19 protein-coding genes are annotated in these 21,049 nt (G+C 64.5%); 8 read left to right on the top strand and 11 right to left on the bottom strand.

Going from position 1 to position 21,049, the window contains the following annotated elements; all coding sequences use genetic code 11:
• Window positions 1–12: 12 nt before the first annotated feature.
• Both prfB and FDT80_RS02130 read left to right on the top strand, forming a co-directional pair.
• Window positions 13–1,137: a peptide chain release factor 2 gene (gene prfB, locus FDT80_RS02125; protein ID WP_138660585.1), complete on the top strand. Its 1,125-nt coding sequence runs from the start codon at window positions 13–15 to the stop codon at window positions 1,135–1,137.
• A gap of 119 nt (window positions 1,138–1,256) precedes the next feature.
• On the top strand, window positions 1,257–2,666 hold the full coding sequence (locus FDT80_RS02130; RefSeq protein WP_138660586.1) for an amidase: 1,410 nt from the start codon (window positions 1,257–1,259) through the stop codon (window positions 2,664–2,666).
• A gap of 4 nt (window positions 2,667–2,670) precedes the next feature.
• Here the strand turns inward: FDT80_RS02130 and FDT80_RS02135 are convergent, their stop codons facing one another.
• The 3 genes from FDT80_RS02135 to FDT80_RS02145 all read right to left on the bottom strand — a co-directional run bounded on the left by FDT80_RS02135 (window position 2,671) and on the right by FDT80_RS02145 (window position 4,995).
• Window positions 2,671–2,889 (bottom strand): hypothetical protein, encoded by a 219-nt coding sequence (locus tag FDT80_RS02135; RefSeq protein ID WP_138660587.1) that lies wholly within the window; start codon window positions 2,887–2,889, stop codon window positions 2,671–2,673.
• Window positions 2,886–4,070 (bottom strand): aromatic ring-hydroxylating oxygenase subunit alpha, encoded by a 1,185-nt coding sequence (locus FDT80_RS02140; RefSeq protein ID WP_138660588.1) that lies wholly within the window; start codon window positions 4,068–4,070, stop codon window positions 2,886–2,888. Before FDT80_RS02140 ends, FDT80_RS02135 begins: the two co-directional genes overlap by 4 nt.
• Before the next feature lie 127 nt (window positions 4,071–4,197).
• Window positions 4,198–4,995, bottom strand: a complete 798-nt coding sequence (locus tag FDT80_RS02145) for a helix-turn-helix domain-containing protein (RefSeq protein ID WP_138660589.1) — start codon at window positions 4,993–4,995, stop codon at window positions 4,198–4,200.
• Window positions 4,996–5,230: 235 nt separating this feature from the next.
• On the opposite strand from FDT80_RS02145, the gene FDT80_RS02150 reads away from it, so the two are divergent.
• Entirely contained in the window at window positions 5,231–5,581 is a 351-nt protein-coding gene (locus FDT80_RS02150) for a hypothetical protein (protein ID WP_138660590.1), read from the top strand.
• A 13-nt stretch (window positions 5,582–5,594) separates the two neighbouring features.
• On the opposite strand, the gene ilvN is transcribed toward FDT80_RS02150, so the two are convergent.
• The 4 genes from ilvN to FDT80_RS02170 form a co-directional block, all read right to left on the bottom strand.
• Window positions 5,595–6,155 (bottom strand): acetolactate synthase small subunit, encoded by a 561-nt coding sequence (ilvN, locus tag FDT80_RS02155; RefSeq protein WP_138660591.1) that lies wholly within the window; start codon window positions 6,153–6,155, stop codon window positions 5,595–5,597.
• A gap of 72 nt (window positions 6,156–6,227) precedes the next feature.
• Window positions 6,228–7,979: an acetolactate synthase 3 large subunit gene (locus FDT80_RS02160; RefSeq protein ID WP_138660592.1), complete on the bottom strand. Its 1,752-nt coding sequence runs from the start codon at window positions 7,977–7,979 to the stop codon at window positions 6,228–6,230.
• Window positions 7,980–8,307: 328 nt separating this feature from the next.
• A complete protein-coding gene (locus FDT80_RS02165) occupies window positions 8,308–8,967 on the bottom strand; it encodes a response regulator transcription factor (RefSeq protein WP_138660593.1) in 660 nt (219 codons plus the stop codon).
• The gene (locus FDT80_RS02170; protein ID WP_138660594.1) at window positions 8,964–10,400 is read right to left on the bottom strand and encodes a cache domain-containing protein; all 1,437 of its coding nucleotides are present in this window, start codon (window positions 10,398–10,400) and stop codon (window positions 8,964–8,966) included. The genes FDT80_RS02165 and FDT80_RS02170 overlap by 4 nt, the downstream gene beginning before the upstream one ends.
• 251 nt (window positions 10,401–10,651) lie before the next feature.
• On the opposite strand from FDT80_RS02170, the gene FDT80_RS02175 reads away from it, so the two are divergent.
• The 3 genes from FDT80_RS02175 (at window position 10,652) to FDT80_RS02185 (ending at window position 15,181) form a co-directional block, all read left to right on the top strand.
• Complete coding sequence (locus tag FDT80_RS02175; RefSeq protein ID WP_138660595.1) at window positions 10,652–11,740, top strand: TRAP transporter substrate-binding protein; 1,089 nt, start codon at window positions 10,652–10,654, stop codon at window positions 11,738–11,740.
• Between the two features lie 135 nt (window positions 11,741–11,875).
• Window positions 11,876–12,808, top strand: a complete 933-nt coding sequence (locus FDT80_RS02180) for a TRAP transporter small permease subunit (protein WP_138660596.1) — start codon at window positions 11,876–11,878, stop codon at window positions 12,806–12,808.
• Window positions 12,809–12,826: 18 nt separating this feature from the next.
• The gene (locus tag FDT80_RS02185; protein WP_138660597.1) at window positions 12,827–15,181 is read left to right on the top strand and encodes a TRAP transporter large permease subunit; all 2,355 of its coding nucleotides are present in this window, start codon (window positions 12,827–12,829) and stop codon (window positions 15,179–15,181) included.
• Window positions 15,182–15,347: 166 nt separating this feature from the next.
• On the opposite strand, the gene FDT80_RS02190 is transcribed toward FDT80_RS02185, so the two are convergent.
• The 4 genes from FDT80_RS02190 to FDT80_RS02205 all read right to left on the bottom strand — a co-directional run bounded on the left by FDT80_RS02190 (window position 15,348) and on the right by FDT80_RS02205 (window position 17,802).
• The gene (locus FDT80_RS02190; RefSeq protein WP_138660598.1) at window positions 15,348–16,169 is read right to left on the bottom strand and encodes an arginyltransferase; all 822 of its coding nucleotides are present in this window, start codon (window positions 16,167–16,169) and stop codon (window positions 15,348–15,350) included.
• Window positions 16,170–16,246: 77 nt separating this feature from the next.
• Entirely contained in the window at window positions 16,247–16,684 is a 438-nt protein-coding gene (locus tag FDT80_RS02195) for an RDD family protein (protein ID WP_138660599.1), read from the bottom strand.
• Window positions 16,685–16,775: 91 nt separating this feature from the next.
• Window positions 16,776–17,198, bottom strand: a complete 423-nt coding sequence (locus FDT80_RS02200) for a DUF2852 domain-containing protein (RefSeq protein ID WP_138661750.1) — start codon at window positions 17,196–17,198, stop codon at window positions 16,776–16,778.
• Between the two features lie 121 nt (window positions 17,199–17,319).
• The gene (locus FDT80_RS02205) at window positions 17,320–17,802 is read right to left on the bottom strand and encodes a YbaK/EbsC family protein (protein ID WP_138660600.1); all 483 of its coding nucleotides are present in this window, start codon (window positions 17,800–17,802) and stop codon (window positions 17,320–17,322) included.
• Window positions 17,803–17,879: 77 nt separating this feature from the next.
• On the opposite strand from FDT80_RS02205, the gene FDT80_RS02210 reads away from it, so the two are divergent.
• On the top strand, window positions 17,880–20,714 hold the full coding sequence (locus FDT80_RS02210; RefSeq protein ID WP_138660601.1) for a bifunctional [glutamate--ammonia ligase]-adenylyl-L-tyrosine phosphorylase/[glutamate--ammonia-ligase] adenylyltransferase: 2,835 nt from the start codon (window positions 17,880–17,882) through the stop codon (window positions 20,712–20,714).
• Window positions 20,711–20,983 carry a hypothetical protein gene (locus FDT80_RS02215; protein ID WP_138660602.1) on the top strand — a complete coding sequence of 91 codons (273 nt, stop codon included), beginning with the start codon at window positions 20,711–20,713 and terminating at the stop codon, window positions 20,981–20,983. The genes FDT80_RS02210 and FDT80_RS02215 overlap by 4 nt, the downstream gene beginning before the upstream one ends.
• The last annotated feature ends 66 nt before the right edge of the window (window positions 20,984–21,049 follow it).

The raw sequence follows: 21,049 nt of genomic DNA on the forward strand, positions 1-21,049 counted from the left end.
AAGTCGTATCCCATGCGCGCAGACGCTCAGAACCTTGTCGATCGGATCCGCAAATCGGCGGACCTGCTGGCCCAACGGCTGGATGTCGAAACCGCTCCTCACCGGTTGGAGGAATTCAATGCTCGCGTCGAGGACCCGAACCTGTGGGACGACCCCGACGCCGCGCAAAAACTGATGCGAGAGCGGCAGATGCTGGTCGATGCGATGGATACGCACGCGCGGATCGAACGCGATTTGCAGGACAACATCGACCTGATCGAACTGGGCGAGATGGAGGATGACGCCGAAGTCGTCGCCGATGCCGAAGCCGCGCTGAAAGCGCTGGCCGAAACCGCCGCGCAGAAGGAGCTGGAGGCACTGCTGGACGGCGAGGCGGACGGCAACGACACGTTCTTGGAGATCAATGCGGGCGCGGGCGGCACGGAATCGTGCGACTGGGCCAACATGCTGGCACGGATGTACGTCCGCTGGGCGGAAAAGAAGGGCTACAAGGTCGAATTGCAGTCCGAAAGCGCGGGCGAGGAGGCGGGCATCAAATCCGCCACCTACAAGATCAGCGGCCCGAACGCCTATGGCTGGCTGAAGTCCGAATCGGGTGTGCACCGGCTGGTGCGGATCTCGCCCTATGACAGCGCGGCCAAGCGGCACACGTCGTTCAGCTCTGTCTGGGTCTATCCCGTGGTCGACGACAACATCGAGATCGAGGTCAACCCCGCCGATATCCGCATCGACACCTACCGCAGTTCCGGCGCCGGCGGCCAGCACGTCAACACCACCGATTCCGCGGTGCGTATCACCCATATCCCGACCGGAATCGTCGTCACAAGTTCCGAAAAGTCCCAGCACCAGAACCGCGATATCGCGATGAAGGCGCTGAAATCGCGGCTTTACCAGATGGAGTTGGACAAGCGCAACGCGGCGATCAACGAGGCGCATGAGAACAAGGGCGACGCGGGCTGGGGCAACCAGATCCGGTCGTATGTCCTGCAGCCCTACCAGATGGTCAAGGATCTGCGCACCAACTTCGAGACATCGGATACCAAGGGGGTGCTGGACGGGGATCTGGACGGGCTGATGGGGGCGACGCTGGCCTTGAACGTCAGCGGCAAGAGCCGGGCCGAGGCACGGGCCGACTGAGGGGTCGCCACCGGGGGCCAGCCCCCGGACCCCCGGGATATTTCGGAACAAGAGAAGGGGGGCGTTGTCATGGCCCCGCCGTCGGTGAGGGCCGGCGGAGCGAAAGACGAGGGTGCGGGATGGATGTGACGGGATTGGATGCGGTCGACCTGGCGGGACGGATCGCCGCGCGCGAGCTTAGCGCGGTGGAAGTGATGCGCGCCACGCTGGAGCGGATCGCGGCGGTTAACCCGGCCGTGAACGCGATCGTGTCGCTGCGCCCGCAAGCCGAGCTTTTGCGCGAGGCGGCCCGGGCCGATGCGCAGACGGCGCGCGGGCCGCTGCACGGGCTGCCGATCGCGATCAAGGACCTGGCCGATGCGGCCGAACTGCCCACCTCGCAGGGATCGCCGCTGTTTGCGGGGCAGGTGGCGGCGGCCGATGATCCGGTCGTGGCGCGGTTGCGCGCGGCCGGCGCGATCGTGATCGGCAAGACCAACACGCCGGAATTCGGCCTGGGCAGCCATACCTACAACCCCGTACATGGCGCCACGCATAACCCCTATGATCTGTCGCGGTCGGCGGGCGGGTCATCGGGCGGCGCGGCGGTGGCGCTGGCGACCGGCATGCTGTGCATCGCGGACGGCTCTGACATGATGGGCAGCCTGCGCAACCCGGCGGCGTGGAACAACGTCTATGGCATGCGCCCGACCTGGGGGGCGGTCCCCTCCGAAGCGGAGGGCGATCTGTTCCTGCACCAGCTTTCCACCAGCGGCCCGATGGCGCGCAGCCCAGGCGATCTGGCGCTGCTGCTCGACGTGATGGCAGGCCCGGATCCGCGACAGCCGCTTGGGCTGGCACTGGCCCCGGTGCGCGACCGGCTGGGTGTCGATCCCGGTGCGGTGCGGGTCGGCTGGCTGGCCGATTGGGGCGGGGCCCTGCCGCTTGACCCCGGTGTGCTGGATCTGTGCGGTGCCGCACTTGGCCAGATGTCGGGACTGGGCTGGCAGGTGGAGGACCTGTCGCCGCCCTTTGACGCGGAAGCGATGTGGGAGAGCTGGATCACGCTGCGCAGCTTTTCCGTCGCCTCCGGCAAGGGCGCGCTCTACGAAGATCCGGCCAAGCGCGTGCATCTCAAGCCCGCGGCGGTCTGGGAGATCGAGCGGGGGCGGGCGATGTCGGGCCGCGCGCTGCAGGCGGCAAGCCACAGGCGGTCCGACTGGTTCCGCGCCGCGATGGGGCTGTTTGACAGGTTCGACGTCCTGGCGCTGCCATCGGCGCAGACCTGGCCCTTCGACGGGGCATTGGACTATCCCCGCCAGATCGCCGGCCATGCGATGGACACCTACCACCGGTGGATGCAGGTGGTCGTGCCGGCCAGCCTGATCGGATTGCCCGCCGTGAACATCCCGGCGGGTTTCGGGGAGGCGGGCCTGCCGATGGGGCTGCAACTGATCGGCAGGCGCGGGTCGGATGCGCAGCTGTTGCAGATCGCCGAACGCTGGCACCAGGCAACGCGATGGCCGCAGGAACGCCCGGCCCTGCGCTGATCCGTCACTCGGGGTGTTCGCGCCCCATATCCACCAGACGCGCCCGCAGGTCGCGCGCCACGTCCAGGCCGAGATCGAGTGCGAAGACCATCGCGTGGGTCAGGTAGAACCCGGCCGCGTCGTCGGACTGCGACTGATCCGCGGCCTCGGTATAGAGCGCGACCAGCGCCGCGACATCACCGCGGTCATGTGCCGACAGCAGCCGCGCATCGAGCGGCGTCATTCCGCGGCCTGTGCGGCAAAGGGTGCGGCGGCCTGGCCCGCTGCCCGCCGCGCGGAGACCTTTTCCGCGACCCAATCGTGGAACAGATGCGTCGGCCCGTCCATCGCCGGAGAGAACCGCCCCCCGTCAAAGGCCACGCCGTGGCGCCCGCGCTGCATTCCCTCGACGACGAACACGTCCTCCTTGAAGACCGTTTTCCATTGCTGGCTGTTCTTGGCGCGCAGGTCTTCGGGCTGGGTGGGCGTGGCATAATAGATATGCACATGCTCGACCGTCCTTTCGGGGCCTTGCGGCACCAGAATGATCGCGAAGGCATGATCGCGGTGCACGCCCAAAAGTACATTCGGAAAGGCCGTCACATATTCTGCCGCCGTGTCCCATGTGCCGGAAATGCCCGCGAAATCCGGAAACGTCCTTCCCTCGTAGTCTTTCAGTTGCCGGTAGACCAGCGTTCCCTGACCGGAAAACAGGCCGGGTTCCTCGATGTGGTAATGATCCTCGAGCCGCGAATAGCTGTTAAGGCCGGGATGCACCCAGGGCAGGTGATAGCTTTCGCAGTAGTTTTCGACCGCCAGCTTCCAGTTGCACGCGACCTCGATCTGAAAGCGGCTATCGGTCCCGCCGTGATAGAGCGGCTGATCGAATTCGCGCCACCGGTCCAGCAGCCTGGCGTTGGCCACCTCGAAGGGGGCGGCGGTGCCCGACACGTTGATCCAGATGACATCGAGCCAGACATGACTGCGGATTTCGACAAGACCCAGAAGCGCGCGGTCGATTGCCGGATGGGTGTTCTGCCCCGGACCGCCGACATGCGGGGTGCTGACCAGCTTGCCTTCGGTCGAATAGCACCAGCTGTGATAAGGGCAACGGATCGCGCCTTCGATCTTGCGCGGTTCCTCGACGAGGATCATGCCGCGGTGCCGGCAGGTGTTCTGAAACACCCGGACCTGGCCATTGCGGTCGCGCACCAGCAAAAGCGGCATCCCCAGAAAGGTCAGCGGCACGGCATCGCCGGCGTCGGGCACGTCGGCGGCCACGGCCAGCCCGGCCCATTGATCGAACAACAGCGCCTGCTTTTCCTCGTCAAAGACGCCTGGGTCGATGTAATGGGCGTTGGGCAGGCCGTTGGCCTGATCGATGGGGCGGCGAACGGACGACAGATCGGTGACGTGTGCGGTCATGGGGCCTCTCCTGCGGGGTTGGGGCATCATAGCGCGGACAGTCCGCGCAGGCCGCGACCAAAGCGACCCGCGTTTTCCGCGGGGCGACATGGCCCAAGCGAGACCGGAACGCAGATGCGCAGGCGGGTCAGGTCAGCGGCTCGTCCGGCCTGAGAAGGCGTTGATGGAACGGCAGCAGATCGGACAGTTCGCAAAATCCGGTGGTCCGCGCCACCGCCATCACCCTGGCGCAGTCATCGCCCAGATGTTCATAGACCAACCGCGCAATCCGGGTGCTGGCTGGGCTCTCGCGCTGGGTCCGGACAACGAAGCCAACCCAGAAGTTGTTGTCGAACGATCCGACCCGGCTGAGGGTGTTGAACGAGGCGGTCGCGCCGCCCAGTCGCGAGACGACGGCGGCGATCCCGTCCTCGGTGCGCAGTACGAGGCCGCGAAATTCGCGCGCCCTTTTTTCGTTGGGCAACCCTTGGGCCAGCATCGCGGCCTTCGCCTCGAACCCGCGCAGAAAGGTATTGGGCCCTTCGCGGTGGATCAGGACCAAACCCCGCAGAAACTTGCTTTCGTCGATGAAACTCCGCCTTGAAAAGCTGTAGAAGCCGCTGGGGAACACGTCTTCGGGAAGATCCTGAGAGGCGCGGCCGACGAAATCGCGCAGAAACCGCGAGGACATGGGATCGGCCGTGCTGCCGATCTGGTCCACGGGCTCCAGCAACACGCGGGCATCAACGTCGAAAAAGGCACAGATCCGCGCCAGGACGTCCGGCCGCGGAAAGCTTTCGCCGGCGAGATAGCGATTGAACTGCGTCCGATTGATCCGCAATCGCCGCGCGAGTTCAGAGATCGAAGGATAATCGCGCGCCAGTATGCGCAGGTTGGCGCCGAACATATTTCGCTGTTCGGCAGGCGTCTTGTTGGTCTGGGACATGGCGTGACCGTTTCCGAAGCAAGGTGCTCAACCACCGAATATGATATGTCAGATGGCCTTTGGATAGGGTTTAGTGTGATCCGGACGCGCAAAGGCGTCAAGATGACACAAATCGGTATCTACCGGTCCGCGCATCTGGTACATTTTTTTGTATTCATTCTGAAGAATGAATTCGTGATTACCCGTTTCGCGGGTTATCACGGTCCTAGCGCAACAGTCATGAGTGAGACGTCGGATGATAGGCGTAGTATTATGGAGCGACAAAACCTCGTCCAAGGCGGTTGTGTGGTGCGAGGATCAGGGTGAGCTTGCCTTTTACGACGCATCCGAGGGCGGAGGCGGGGGCCACGGTGCCACGTTCGAGGCGGGCGACGTGGTGACCTTCGACGTGTTGGTGCGCGATTCCAAACGCCGCGTGATCGATCCGCGCCTGATCGGAGAGTGCGATGGCGCCAGCCTGCAGGACTCCTTGCGCGAGCGCGGACATGGCCCGGCGGCGGCATCACGGATGGCCCAGGTCATTCCCTTCGGCCGGCACCGCAGCAGCGCACCGGCCAGCCGCCCCACCCGGGCGGCCCGCAGTTAATTAGGCAAGCCGTCTATTCGCCGCGCGACAGGGCCGCGACACCGGTGCGCGCCACATCCGAAAGGCCCAGAGGGCGCATCAAATCGGCAAAGGCGTCGATCTTGTCCGGGGCGCCGGTGATCTCGAAGACGAAGCTTTCCAACGTGCTGTCTACGACGCTGGCGCGAAAGATATCAGCCAGTCGCAGCGCCTCGACCCGCTTGTCGCCGGTCCCGACGACCTTGAACATGGCCAGTTCCCGTTCGACGCTGGGGCCCTCGACCGTCAGGTCGTGCACGTCATGCACCGTGACGATCCGGCCAAGCTGCGCCTTGATCTGTTCGATGACCTGCGGCGTGCCGTTGGTGACGATGGTGATCCGGCTCAGGTGCCCCTGGTGATCGACCTCCGCGACGGTCAGGCTTTCGATGTTGTAGCCGCGCCCGGAAAACAATCCGATGACGCGCGCCAGAACGCCGGGTTCGTTTTCCACCAGAACCGCCAGCGTGTGGCGTTCGATCACGTCGGAAAACGTCGGACGCAGGTTATAGGCGGAATGGCTTGTAGCGCCTTTTTTCAGTTTTAGAGCAGACATTTATGTGCCTTCCTTAAAGTTCCGTAACCGGAACATTCGACAATTCCGGACCGATTTTTTCTAAAAATCGTGCTACACCATCACCGCGCCTTCGGCTTTGATCACGCCTTGCGTCTCGGCCTCGCCCAGCAGCATCTCGTTGTGCGCCTTGCCGCTCGGGATCATGGGGAAACAGTTCTCGTGCTTCTCCACGAGGCAATCAAAGATCACCGGCCCGTCATGCTTGAGCATCTCCATGATCGCATCGTCCAGGTCGGCGGGGTCCGAGCACAAGATGCCCTTGGCGCCGAAGGCTTCCGCCAGCTTGACGAAATCCGGCAACGCCTCGGACCACGATTGCGAATACCGCTCGCCATGCAGCAATTCCTGCCACTGGCGCACCATGCCAAGGCGCTCATTGTTGAGAATGAACTGCTTGACCGGCAGGTTGTACTGCATCGCCGTGCCCATTTCCTGCATGTTCATCAGCCACGATGCCTCGCCCGCGACATTGATCACCAACGCGTCCGGATGCGCCATCTGAACCCCGATCGAGGCGGGAAAGCCATATCCCATGGTGCCCAGGCCGCCCGATGTCATCCAGCGGTTCGGATCCTCGAAGCCCAGGTACTGCGCGGCCCACATCTGGTGCTGGCCGACCTCGGTGCAGATATAGCGGTCGTGGTCCTTGGTCAGCGCCTCAAGCCGTTCCAGCGCGTATTGCGGCCGGATCGTCTTGCCCTCCTGCGTGAAGGCAAGGCAGTCGACCTTGCGCCAGCTCTCGATCTCGGTCCACCACTTGGCCAGGGCCTCGCCGTTGGTCTTGCGCCCGCGCGATTTCCAGACCTTCAGAATATCCTCGAGCACATGACCCACGTCGCCCACGATCGGGATATCGGCCTTGATCACCTTGTTGATCGACGACGGGTCGATATCGATATGCGCCTTGGTCGACTTCGGGCTGAACGCGTCGATGCGCCCGGTGATCCGGTCGTCAAAGCGCGCGCCGACGTTGATCATGAGGTCGCAATCGTGCATCGCCATGTTGGCCTCGTAAAGCCCGTGCATGCCCAGCATCCCCAGCCATTTGTCGCCCGAGGCCGGATAGGCGCCCAGCCCCATCAGCGTCGAGGTGATCGGAAAGCCCGTCGCCTCGACCAGTTCGCGCAAGAGCTGGCTGGCGGCGGGGCCCGAGTTGATCACCCCGCCGCCGGTATAGAACACCGGGCGCTTGGCCTTTTCGATGGCCGCGACCAGTTCGGTGATCTCCTCAAGGTCGCCTTTGACCCGCGGCTGGTAATGCGACACCGACGGCTTGGGCGCGGTATAGATGCCGGTGGCGAACTGCACGTCCTTGGGGATGTCCACCAGAACCGGGCCGGGGCGGCCATGCGTGGCCACGTGAAACGCCTCGTGCAGGACACCTGACAGCTTGTCGGTCTCCTTGACCAGCCAGTTGTGCTTGGTGCAGGGGCGGGTGATGCCCACGGTATCGGCCTCCTGAAAGGCGTCCGAGCCGATCATGAATGTGGGCACCTGGCCCGTCAGCACCACCAGCGGGATGGAATCCAGCAGCGCATCCGTCAAGCCGGTCACCGCGTTTGTGGCCCCCGGGCCCGATGTCACCAGCACCACACCGGGCTTGCCGGTGGACCGCGCATAGCCTTCGGCCGCATGGACGGCGCCCTGTTCGTGGCGCACCAGGACATGCTTGATGGCGTTTTGCTGAAAGATCTCGTCGTAGATCGGCAGGACAGCCCCGCCGGGATATCCAAATACCGTATCCACACCCTGATCGATCAGGGTCTGGACCACCATCTTCGCTCCGGACATTTGGCGTTTCATCGTGTGTCTGCTCCAACTGCGACCTGTCGGCCTGGGTATCGTTTGCGCATAAAAAAGCCCCCGGTTTTGGCGGGGGCGCATGGGTCTGACTATGGTCAACCGTTACCGGCCCATGCGCGTGTGTCCTACGATTACGACTAGCGGTGTCATTGCCACTGGCTCCTGAATGCGTGGAGGGACATTATGACCGGGATCGGGGGGCGTCAACCGCCGAATGGCCGCAAAATATGTCCCGAGACCGCATTATTTCGACATTTCCTTGCGTCCAGACGTCGCAGGGCGACATTTTGCGAAAGATCGGGCGCGTGTCGGGGCAGGGCGGCGGCGTTCACAGCCGTGCGCCGGTTCCCTGCAGCACCCCGTGTTCCAGCGCGTAGCGGGTCAGCCCCGCGGTGCTGGAAATGCCCAGCTTGCGCTTGATGTTCTTGCGGTGCGTCTCGACTGTGCGCACCGAAATATCCAGCGCCTGCGCCACCGCCTTGTTGGATTTGCCCTGCGCCAGTTGCAGCAGGATAGTCTGCTCGCGGCCCGTCAGGGCCTCGCGCGCGGTCCCGTCCTTGGGCTCCAGCGATCCCTTGGCGCCGGTGCACAGATACCGTTCGCCGGCCATCACCGCATCGATGGCCTGCTTGATTTCGTCGGTGGGCACGTCCTTGAGGATATAGCCCATCGCGCCGTGACTGAGCGCGCTGGCGATGTATTCCGGGCTGTCGTGCATCGACAGCACGAGGATGCGGGTGCCGGGGCGGCGCTCGAGCACGATCTCGGTCGCGGTCAACCCGCCCATGTCGGGCATGTTCAGATCCATCAGGATCACATCCGGGTCCAGCGTATCCAGCGCGTCGATCACCGCCTTGGCGGAACTGAAGCTGCCGACGACCGCAAGATCGTCATAGCTCTCAAGGATCGACTGGATGCCTTCGGCCACCATCGGATGATCATCGACGATGGCAACGCGGGTCGGGTGGTCTTGGTCGGGGTGGGTCATGCTTTGGCCTTTGTCGGGGCGGCTTCCGGGTCGGGTGGCAGCAGATGCGACAACGGCACTGTGGCCTCGATCACGGTGCCGGCGGGCCCCTTCATCCGGTGTGCGGCCCGGATGTGCAAGCTCCCGTCCAACTGTTCGACCCGTTCTTGCATGTTGCGCAGGCCAAGCCCGGTCGCGGGCTGGTTCGTCGCGGTGCCGACCCCGCAGCCGTTGTCGGAAATGCGCAGGGTGGCGCCCTGCTTGTGGCCGCGCAGGTGGATGCTGACCTGTGTTGCGCCGGAATGGCGTTCGATATTCGTCAGTGCCTCCTGCGCGATACGGTAGAGCGCGATCTTGGCGTCGGGGTCCAGGCGGTTGCGAAACACCACCGTCTCGAACGTGGTGTCGATGCCGGTCCGGTCCTCGAATTCCTGCACGAGGGTCTTGAGCGCGGGGCCAAGGCCCAGGTCGTCCAGCACGCCGGGGCGCAGATCACGGCTGATCCGGCGCACTTCGGTGATCGCCTCGGCCAGCGACGCGATGCCCTTGGCCAGCGGCCCGCTCGCCGCGGGGAGGTCGCCGCGCTCCAGCTTGCGGCGCGCGGTGTCCAGCGCATACCGCACCCCGACGAGGATCTGGCTGATGCCGTCGTGCAATTCGCGCGCCACGCGCCCGCGCTCTTCCTCCTGCGCGTCAAACACCCGCTGGGTCAGTTCCTTGAGCTTTGCATCCGCCAACCGCCGTTCGCGGATATTGATCAGCATCCCCGAACCGAAGACCGCCAGAAGCGCGGTGAGGGTGATGCCGCCGATGTAGAAGAAGGTGCGCTGCACCCGCGCCTGCACATCCGCCCGCGCCGTCGCCACCGTGGCCAGCACATCGTCGATGAACACGCCGGTGCCCACCGCCCACCGCCAGCTTGGGAAACTGGTGACATAGGTGATCATCCGCGCCTCCTCCCCGGTCGAAGGCTTGGGCCAGAGATAGCTGTGATACCCGGCGCCCTGCCGGGCGATGCGGATCAGCTCGTCCACCACCGGCGTGCCTTCGCTGTCGGTCAGCCCGGTCCAGTTGCGGTTGATCCGCTCCGTCTGACGGGGGCTGACGATGTTGTTGCCATCGTAGTCATAGACGAAAAAGAACCCCTCGCTGCCGTAGATCATCGCCGACAGGATCTGGGCCACGCGGTCGCGTGCGGTATCGTCGTCCGGTGCGGCACTGCCGTAGATAAAGTAGAACCCGTTGCGCGCCTGGGTGACGTAATTGCGCAGCTCGGCCTTCTTGGCCTCCAGCAGTTGCGTCTCGAGCGCGCGGATCTCGCGGTCGGCCAGCGCGCGCGACTGGAGCGCCACCAGGACCGCGATGGCCGCCACCGCCAGAACCAGCGGAATCGCGGCGACCAGCGACAGCTTTTGCGCATAGCTGGGGCGGATGAGGGGCAGGATGAAGCGCATGGACGATTCGTTATGCGCAAACGGTGCGGAAAAAAAGGGGCAAGCGCCAATGATTGACACCCAAGACCCGCAAGCGACCCGGATTATCAAACGCTGCCGCCCAATAATTGAACCGAATTGCGGTCTTCGCGGGCTTTCTACGCAGTAGTAGGTATTTCCAAATCCTGCGCCGACGTTAATGTGACCGAACTCAAATCGATCCGCGCGCAGGTTTGGCGACGCGGGCGTAAACTTCTGGGAGGAGTATCTCAATGGATCGTCGTTCATTTCTGAAGACATCTGCACTTGGCGGCTCGGCCGCCGCAGCCACCACCCTGGCCGCACCCGCCTATGCGCAAGGCAAGCGCACCCTGACCATGGTCACGTCCTGGCCCCGCGGTTTTGCCGTTCTGGACGACGCGGCCACCTATTTCGAGGAAATGGTCGGCGCGATGTCGGACGGTCAACTGACCATCGAAAAGAAAGCCCCCGGAGAGCTTGTCGGCGCGTTCGAAGTGTTCGACGCCGTTTCCTCGGGTCAGGCGGATGTGTATCACACCGCGGAGTACTATTTCATCGGCCAGCACCCGGCCTATGCTTATTTCACCGCCGTTCCCTTTGGCGCGACGGCGCAGGAACTGACAAACTGGTATCTGCATGGCGGCGGTCACGAGCTGCACACCGAGCTGGGCGAGATTTTCAACCTCAAGTGCTTCCAGTGCGGCAACTCCGGCTCGCAGTCGGGTGGCTGGTTCCGCAAGGAAATCAACTCCGCCGCCGATTTCAACGGCCTCAAGTTCCGCATGCCGGGCCTTGGCGGCAAGGTGCTGGGTGAACTGGGTGCATCCGTGCAGAACATCCCCGGCGGCGAACTCTACCAGGCGCTGAGCTCCGGCGCGCTGGACGGCCTCGAGTGGGTCGGCCCCTTCGCGGACGAACGCGCGGGCTTCCAGGAAGTCGCGAAAGTCTACTACACCGCCGGTTTCCACGAGCCGGGCTCGGGCCTGTCCGCGGGCGTCAACCTCGACGTGTTCAACGACCTGTCGCCGGCGCATCAGGCAATCATCCAGAACGCCTGCATGGCCACCACCCACACCCAGCTGGCCGAAACCCTGGCCAACAACGGTGCGGCGCTCAAGCGTCTGCAGGCCCAGGGCGTGAAAACCCTGCAGTTCCCCGACGACGTCTGGGATGCCTTCGGCGCGGCCTCCAAGAAGGTCATGGACGAGAACATGGACGACGAGCTGTTCGCCAAGGTGCGCGGATCGTTCGAGGAATCGCTGGCGTCCAGCTCCGACTGGCTGCTGAAGTCCGATGGCTTCTACGTCGAGCAGCGTAACCGCGTTCTGGCCAACGGCTGATCGCAACCGCGATGACAAACGGGGGGGCTGCTGCTTGTCGGCGGCCCCCCTTGCGGCCTGTGATCCCGAGGTAACCGGGGCGCAACGACAGCGTGGCGGAACAGGGCACTGCCCATCTGCCGGGAGGGGACAGCAATGGAAAACGAAACGGCTTCGGCCGGCGATGCATTTGGTGCGGTGATCGATGGTCTGGTGTGGTTCATCACCAACCTGGGCATGTCGGTGTATAATTTTTTCTACGCCATCACGCATCCGGGTCTCTGGCTCGACTGGTCGGACAAGCAGGCGATCATGCGCTTTGTCTATTACGGCGCGTCGGTGGAATTTTTCTTCGTCATCCTCACCAGCTTCCTGATCCTCACCGCCATCGGCATCTGGCGCAGCGAGATCATGTGGGGCTATGTCCGCGTCCTCGAAGGTTTTGCCAACACGGTCGGCCGCTTTTTCGCCTGGGCGGGCCTTTTGATGGTTCTTCAGCAGATCATCATCGTGTTCATGCAGCGCATCTTTACCCGGCCCGACATCTCGATCGGGTTCGGCATCCCGCTGCAGTTCGACATCAGCTGGTTCGGCGAGGAACTCAAACTCTACAATGCCCTGGTCGTCTGCCTGTGCATGTCCTACACCTTTGTGCAGGGTGGCCACGTGCGCGTCGATCTCATCTATTCCGCCGTCAGCTTTCGGGCGAAAAAGGTGATCGACATGTTCGGCGCCATCTTCTTCATGATGCCGGTCGCCGTGCTGATCTGGCTCTATGGATGGTTCTTCCTGTGGCGTCACCTGATTGTGCCGAACCCGTCGGCCTCCGATACGCTGGACCGGCTGCTGAACAAGGCGCGCGCGCTGCGCTGGAACGTCGAGACCATCGGCTTCAGCCCCAACGGCTTCAATGGCTATTTCATCTTCAAGATCCTGCTCTGCGCCTTTACCGCGATGGTGTTCCTGCAGGCGATCGCGATCTTCTACCGCTCGCTGCTGGAATGGCGCGAGGGCGAAGAGAGCGAGAACAAGTACCTCGACCGCGACAGCCTGGGCGAAGGTGAAGAAGCGTACGAAGGTACGCACTGAATTTAAGGAACAGTTGACATGCTTTTTGGTCTAGATGGCGTCGAAATCGGCCTGATCATCGTCTTTGTCTGCCTGTTCGGCGGCATTCTCTCGGGCTTTCCGGTGGCGTTCGCCATCGCGGGGGCGGGCGTTATCTCCTTCGGGATCATCGCCGCGCTCGACAGCGCCGGGCTTCTCATTCACCAGGCGATCGACCAGGGCAGCCAGGTGTACCGCGATCTGGTCAATTCGGGGGTCAAACCCGACAGCATCTCGATCTTCCGGTATCCCGATCTGCCGCGGATCGCGGAACCTGTGTTCCCCTCGGGCTGGGAAACCGCGCTCGATCGCAACGTGTCGTTCGTGGTCAACCGGATGAACGAACGGGTTCTGGCCGGCCAGTCGATCGAAACGCTGCTGGCGGTCCTGATGTTCGTTCTGATGGGAATCACGCTCGAACGCTCCAAGATCGCGAATGACCTGCTGACCACGATGGCGCGGGTCTTTGGCCCGCTGCCCGGCGGTCTGGCCGTATCGATCGTGGTCGTGGGCGCGTTCCTGGCCGCCTCGACGGGTATCGTCGGCGCGACCGTGGTGACCATGGGCCTGCTGGCGCTGCCGACGATGTTGCGCAACGGTTATTCGCCGGAGCTTTCCACCGGCGTCATCGCCGCCTCGGGCACGCTGGGCCAGATCATTCCGCCGTCGATCGTGATCGTTCTTCTGGGCACGCTTGCGGGCGATCTGTATTCCGCCGCGCAGGAAGCCCGCGCGGTCGCCGCGGGCTGCACCGACGCGCTGACCTTCCTGGGCGAACCTGCGGTTCTGTCCGTGGGCACCCTGTTCCAGGCGGCGCTGCTGCCGGGGATCCTGCTGTCGCTGCTCTATGCGCTCTATGCCTTTGGCTATGCGCTGTTGAACCCCGACAAGGCGCCCGCGGTGCCGATGGGGCCGACCAACGGCGAGCCGGTAACCCGGTCCGAGGCGTTCACCTGGTTCCTGGGTATTCCGGTCGCCATCGTGGTGGGCACCGTTCTGCTGGGCAACATGGGCATCGTCGGCAGCCAAAGCACGACCGTGTCGCGCTATTCCGACATCGGCGAGGCCGCGTCGCTGCGGACCGCCGTGGGCGAGGAATGCAGGGCGTCGATGATCGATCTGCACGGCCAGGACGCATGGGATGCGGCGATTGCCCAGCAAGAGGGGATCGACGCCGACGGCGGGATCCAGCAATCCGAACGGCTGACCGAAGCCGAACTGGAGCAGGCGCAGGCCGACAAGATCGCCAACGCGGCACCGATCGGCACCGGCGTGGCGATCCTGCTGGTGCTGCTGGGGCTGTTCCTGACCACCGCGCGGGGCGTGTCGCCCTCCTCGGATACCCGGCCGCTGCTGATCGGCGGGGTGGGCGCGGTGCTGGCGCTGCTGGTGGATATCCTGCTGGTCGGCCCCGCGACGACGTCGGGGGTGATGTGGGTGCTGATGGCGATCCCCTTTGCCTTGCTGATGTACGGCGTCGCCCATGCGGCCAAAATCTGCGCCAGCAACGAGTTGATCCGCGTGGTGTTCCCGCCGCTGATCCTGATCGTCGCCGTTCTGGGCTCGATCCTGGGCGGCATCACCAATCCGACGCCGGCCGCGGCGCTGGGGGCGGGCGGTGCGATCATGCTGGCGGCCTACCGCAAGCTCAAGGATCAGGACCGGTCGCCCAAGATCATCATCTGGTCGACGCTGGCGATCATCGTCTGCATCCTGGTGGGAATCAACTTCGACATGCGCATCAACACCGACGAGGTGGGATTTGAAGGCTGGGTCGCGTTCTTCGTGGCGTATGGCGCGTATCTCTATGCGGTCTTCGGCCTGCTGTTCTCGTGCTGGGTTCTCTTCACCTCCGGCGTGCTGAGCCCGGTGGTGCGCGAGACCGCGAAAGTGACGAGCATGGTCTTCACCATCCTCATCGGATCGCAGCTTCTCAACCTCGTGGTCATCAGCTTCGGCGGCGAGCATTACATCCAGCAGTTCCTCAAGAGCTTCGACAACGAGTTGACGGTGTTCCTGCTGGTGATGCTGGTGCTGTTCGTGCTGGGGTTCGTGCTCGATTTCCTCGAGATCATCTATATCGTGATCCCGATCGTCGGGCCGGTGATCTATGGCGGCACGTTCGATCCCAAGTGGGTGACGATCATGATCGCGGTGAACCTGCAGACCTCGTTCCTGACGCCGCCCTTCGGCTTTGCGCTGTTCTATCTGCGCGGGGTGGCGCCTTCGAGCGTGACGACCGGCCATATCTATCGCGGGATCGTGCCCTTCGTGCTCATTCAGGTCCTGGGTCTGACGATCCTGTGGCTGTTCCCGAGCATCGTGACCATCGTGCCGGACCTCATTCCGAACTAAGTCCGACGCCGCGCAGGATCAATCTGAATGAGAGGGGGCCTTGCGGCCCCCTCGCTTCGTTTTGCGCAGGGGGCTGTCTGCCCCCTGAAGGGCGCGGACATGCGTCCACACCCGCCCCCGAGAGTATTTCGGGACCCAAAGAAGCAGGACAGGAACGGTGACGGGTTCAGCGCCCGGTCGGACAACCGTCGGGCAGTTGGATATTCGCGACCTGTTCGGCAATCGGATCCGTGCTGAGCGGGTGGGTTTCCGCCGAGAAGGCGTCGGGGTTCGTCATCGGCTGCCAAGCCCCGCCCATGTACACCTCGAGACCGGAGAATTTCGCCTTGTAGCCCATCTTCTGGCTGCCGGGGACCCAGTAGCCAAGATAGACGTATGGCAGGCCCGCCTCGCGCGCGATGGCGATATGATCCAGGATCATATAGGTGCCCAGGCTGCGTTTGGGCATCTCGGGGGCGTAGAAGGAATAGACCATCGACAGCCCGTCATTGAGCACATCCGTGAGGCTGACGCCGATGAGCGCGCGCGTGGTCGTGTCGGTGTATTCGACGACCCTGCTGCGGATCGGGGTTTCCTCGATCATCGCGGCGAATTCGAACACGTCCATATCCGCCATTCCGCCGTCGGCGTGGCGGCTGTCGAGATAGGTTCGGAACAGTTCGTACTGATCTTCCGACGCCCAGGGCGATGTCGCGCGGCGGTCGATATCCGCGTTGCGCCGGAGCGTGCGTTTCTGGCTGCGGCTGGCGGTGAAGGCGGCCACGTCGATCCGGGCCGACAGACAGGCCGAGCATTCCGCGCAGGAGGGACGGTAGAGCACGTTCTGCGAGCGTCGGAACCCTTGTTGCGACAGGCTGTCGTTCAGTCGGTTCGCGCTTTCGCCCTGCAGTGCGGTGAACAATTTACGCTCCATCCGGCCCTCGAGATAGGGGCAGGGCTGGGGCGCTGTCACGTAGAACTGCGGAGCGATGGGAAGCGTGTGACGCATGGCGATCCAATTCGAGTTGGCATGGACGATAGCAAGCCGCCCCGATCCAGCCAACCCCAGTTTTCAGGCAATTGCCATCAAACCGCGGCGCGGCGATTAATCGCCACCGTGCCCAGCACATGATCGGTCAGGCCCTGACCGCGGTCGGTGGTGCACATCAGCACCATCGAGATGAGCTGCAGCACCATGATCGTCCAGCTGATGGAGTAGCCGAGCGTATGGGCGAATGCGGTCCCGAGATCGAACCGGTCGCCGTCGGCGCGGCGGAATTCGATGGCCACCAGCCGCATGCCCCAGGTCGCCGATCCGTTCGCGAGGGTGATGACGCGGTAGAGAAAGCTGACCACGAGGACCAGCGCGGGGAAGAAGAACAGCCCGGTGAACGCGGTAAAGGGCACGATCAGGAGGCTTGCGGCCAGAATGACCACCGTGTCGGCGATCCAGGCCAGAAACCGTTTCATGGGCACATCGCGGTAAAACTGCGGCTGGGTCTGGTGATCGGGAAGTTGAGACATCGGACAGGGGCCTTTGGTCGGGGGCGTCGCGGGGAAGGCGGCCCCCTTGCGATATGTGCAAGGGGGCCGCGCGGAACGGGTGGCAGCGCGCTCAGGCTTCGGGGGACCCCGCCTCGCGGCTGGCCTTGTCGGCGCGGTCGTTCATGAACTGGTCGAATTCGGCCTTGTCCTTGGCCTCGCGCAACCGCTCGAGGAAGGCCTCGAAATTGGTCTGCTCTTCTTCCAGCCGGCGCAGGGTATCGGCCTTGTAGGCGTCAAAGGCGCTGTTTCCGGTGGATCGCAGTGTCGTCATGTGACGGCGGGCGGATTTGGACGAGCGGCACGAAGAGGTGAACATACGTTTACTCCAGATCAGATAGGCCAGAAGAGCAAGGCCCAGGGGCCAGAAGAAGATGAAGCCAAGCACCATGGCCGCGATCCACGCGCCTTTGCCTTTGGCGTCAAGCCAGCTTTCGGCGCGCGACAGCCAGCCGGCGGAGGCGGCGGCAGGATGGGATTGGGTCAGTGTCGTCATGGTCATGCCTTTCGGTCAGGGTGTGCAGGGCCCCGAGGGTCTTTCCGGGGATGTGAATGTGTTTCACATCAAATAGATTGGGTCCGCGCCCGCACCGTGCAAGGGTTTATGTGAACGTTTTTTACATTTTTTTGACTTCTGCGGTGAAATCAGACAGTTGCGCCTGTGTCACGCGGTGCAGATCGCGCGGATCGATCGCAAAGACATGATGCGGCGTGCCCGCGGCGGCCCAGACGATGTCGAATTCCATCAGCCGGGGATCCAGAAAGCTGCGGATCGGCGACAGATGACCGAGCGGGGCGACACCGCCGATGGCGAACCCGGTCTGGGCACGGATCAGGGCGGCATCGGCCTTGCAAAGCCGCTCTTTCGCGCAGGCAGCGGCCCGCGCGGGATCGACCCGGTTGCCGCCCGCTGTCAGGAAAAGCAGCGCGCGGCCCTGATCCTCGCCTCGAAAGATGATCGATTTGGCGATCTGGTCGAGCGTGACACCAAGCGCCGTTGCCGCATCGGCGGCGGTGCGGGCGAGCGGTGTTTCGCGGATCTCGGCGGGCAGCCCGGCGGCGGCAAGCGCGGCGCGGACACGGGACAGGCTTTTGCTCATGCGGGCAGGGTGGCCTTGGGCGCGCGCGGGCGCAAGAGAGATTGACGCGCCAACACGCAGGCGCGAAAGCTTGCACCATGAGCCTGAGCGATCACATGACCCGATGCCCGCGTGCCCACGACCCCGAACGCGGGGACGCGGCGCGCGCCCTGTTTCCCGAAGTGGACGACGATCTGGCCCTGCTGGTGCGGGGGGCTGCGGGGTCTAGCCCCTATCTCGCCACGCTGATCGAGAAGGAGGCCGCATGGCTGCCCGCCGCGCTGGACGATCCGGACGGCGCGTTGGAGGCGGAGATCGCCGGCGCGAGGGGACATGGACCCGATGGTCTGGCCGAAGCGCTGCGCCGCGCCAAGCGGCGGGTGGCGCTGCTGACCGCGCTTGCGGATCTTGGCGGTGCGTGGTCGCTGATGGCGGTCACGGGCGCATTGACCCGGTTTGCCGATGCCGCCTGCGACGCGGCGCTGCGCAGTGCCATCGCGACGCAGATCAAGCGCGGCAAGCTGCCCGGCATGACCGAGGACGACATCGCCGATGCGGGCGGGATGGTGGTCTTTGCGATGGGAAAGATGGGCGCGTACGAGTTGAATTACTCCTCTGACATCGACCTGATCTGCCTGTTTGACGAGACGCGCTTCGATCCGGCCGATTTCCACGATGCACGCAGTGCATTTGTCCGTGCCACCCGCGCGATGAGCGCCACGCTCAGCGATCTGACGGCGCAGGGCTACGTGTTCCGCACTGATCTGCGGCTGCGCCCCGATCCGGGCGTCACCCCCGTCTGCATGGCGATGGAGGCGGCGGAACGGTATTACGAAAGCCTGGGCCGCACCTGGGAGCGCGCGGCCTATATCAAGGCGCGGCCCGCGGCGGGCGATCTGGCGGCCGGGCAACGGTTCCTGCGCGATCTGCGCCCCTTTGTCTGGCGCAGGCACCTGGATTTCGCAGCCATCCAGGACGCGCACGACATGCGGCTGGCGATCCGCGAACACAAGGGGCTGGGCGGGCCGATCACCCTGCCGGGGCACAACATGAAACTGGGGCGTGGCGGAATTCGCGAGATCGAATTCTTTACCCAGACCCGACAATTGATCGCCGGCGGGCGCGATGCGGAACTGCGGGTGCGCGGCACGTTGCAGGGGTTGTCGGTGCTGGCGCAAAAGGGCTGGGTGCCGGAGGATGTCGCAGGTCGCCTGCGCGACCACTACATGTTTCACCGCACGGTCGAACACCGGTTGCAGATGGTGCAGGACGCACAGACCCACTCCCTGCCGGTCAGCGACACCGGCTTTGCCCGGCTGGCGTGCCTGATGGACGCCGATGCGCAAGACCTCAGACAGGATCTGACCAGACGGTTGAGCGCGGTTCACGAGATGACCGAAGGGTTTTTCGCCCCCGGCAAACCGCCCGAGCCCAAGACGCATGATTTCGACACTTCCGTCCTGCATCGCTGGTACAGCTATCCCGCCTTGCGCAGCGATCGCAGCCGGATCCTCTTTGAACGGCTGCGGCCCGACCTCCTGACCCGGCTGGCCGGGGCCGCGAAACCCGACGAGGCGCTGCTCGCATTTGACGGGTTCCTGGCGGGACTGCCGGCCGGGGTGCAGTTGTTTTCGCTGCTCGAGGCGAACCCGCAGTTGCGGGATCTGCTGATCGACATCGTCGGCACGTCGCCCGCGCTGGCGCAGTACCTGTCGCGCAACGCGGGCGTGTTCGATGCGGTGATCGGGGGCGATTTCTTTGACGACTGGCCGGGGCAGGCGGCGCTGGCCGATGCCCTCGCGGCGGCGCTCGAGCCAGAGCCGGATTACGAGACCCGCCTCGACATGGCGCGGCGATGGACCAAGGAATGGCATTTCCGCATCGGCGTGCATCACCTGCGCGGGCTGATCGACGCCGACACCGCCGGGGCGCAATACGCCGATCTGGCGCGCGCGGTCCTGGTCGTGCTCTGGCCGCTGGTCTGCGACCAGTTCGCGCGCCGCTTCGGCCCGCCGCCGGGGCGCGGCGGCGTGGTGCTGGGCATGGGGTCGCTGGGCGCGGGTCGGCTGAACGCGGGGTCCGATCTGGATCTCATCGTGATCTATGACGCGGCCGGCGTCGAGGCGTCGGACGGGCCGAAACCGCTGCCGTCGCGGGTCTACTACGCGCGGCTGACGCAGGCGCTGATCACCGCCATGACGTCGCCCATGTCACAGGGCAAGCTCTACGAGGTGGACATGCGCCTGCGCCCGTCGGGCAACCAGGGGCCGGTCGCCACCAGTTGGGCCGCATTCCAGAGCTATCAGCAGACCCAGGCCTGGGTCTGGGAACATCTGGCGCTGACGCGGGCGGCGGTGATCACAGGGCCCGACGGCCTGGCCCGCGACGTCGAGGCGTTTCGCGCCGATCTGCTGCGCCACAAGGGCGACCCTGCCCATGTGGCGCACGAGGTGGCGCAGATGCGCGCGCGGATCACGGCGGCCAAGGCCCCCGACACGCTGTGGGACGCCAAGATCGGCCCGGGCCGCATGCAGGAGATCGAGTTGATTGCGCAGGCGGGTGCCTTGATCGGCGGCATCCCCGACCGCGACGTGGTGGCGGGGCTTGGCGCGGCGCGCGATGCGGGCTTGATCGACGATGCCGGGCGGGCGCAGCTTGCCGCGGGCTATGCGCTGTGCTGGCGGGTGCAGGTTGCGGCGCGGCTGCTGTCGGCGCAACCTCTGCGGATCGACAACCTCGGCCAGGCGGGCCGCACCTTTTTGCAGCGCGCGCTGGATGTGCGATCGCTTGACCGCGCGGCAGAGACGCTGCACGACTGTTACGATGCTTGCGACGCGGTGATCACCGCCGCGTTGAACCGGTATGCGAAAGCCCCGGATGCGGCGGATCACAGCGGCGCGAACACGCCTGACGACACCGGGAGGGACGGATGAAAAAAGGCGACGCCGACGATCCCAAGGGGCTGATTTTCGAAGCCTACCGCATCGAGGGCATCCTCAAGAGCGAATGTCGCACGATCTTTCTGGACTGGGCGCTTAGCCTGCCGGTCGAGGTGGACACCTCGGCGGTGCTGCGCCGTCTGATCGAAAAGCATGGCGGCGCGGAGGACACCCATCCGATGACCGAGGTGATGACCGAAGGCCTGGCCGGAATGGCGGCCCCGCGGCGGCGCGGCGGTTGGCGGGCCCGGCCGCGCGACTGACCCGCCGCGCAACGCCTCCGGCCGCGGCCTTCGCGAAATGGCCGCGCTAACGGTGAAAAATTGTCG

It is taken from the genome of Sulfitobacter sabulilitoris (genome assembly GCF_005887615.1).
In the GTDB taxonomy this organism is placed as follows: Bacteria; Pseudomonadota; Alphaproteobacteria; order Rhodobacterales; family Rhodobacteraceae; genus Sulfitobacter_E; species Sulfitobacter_E sabulilitoris.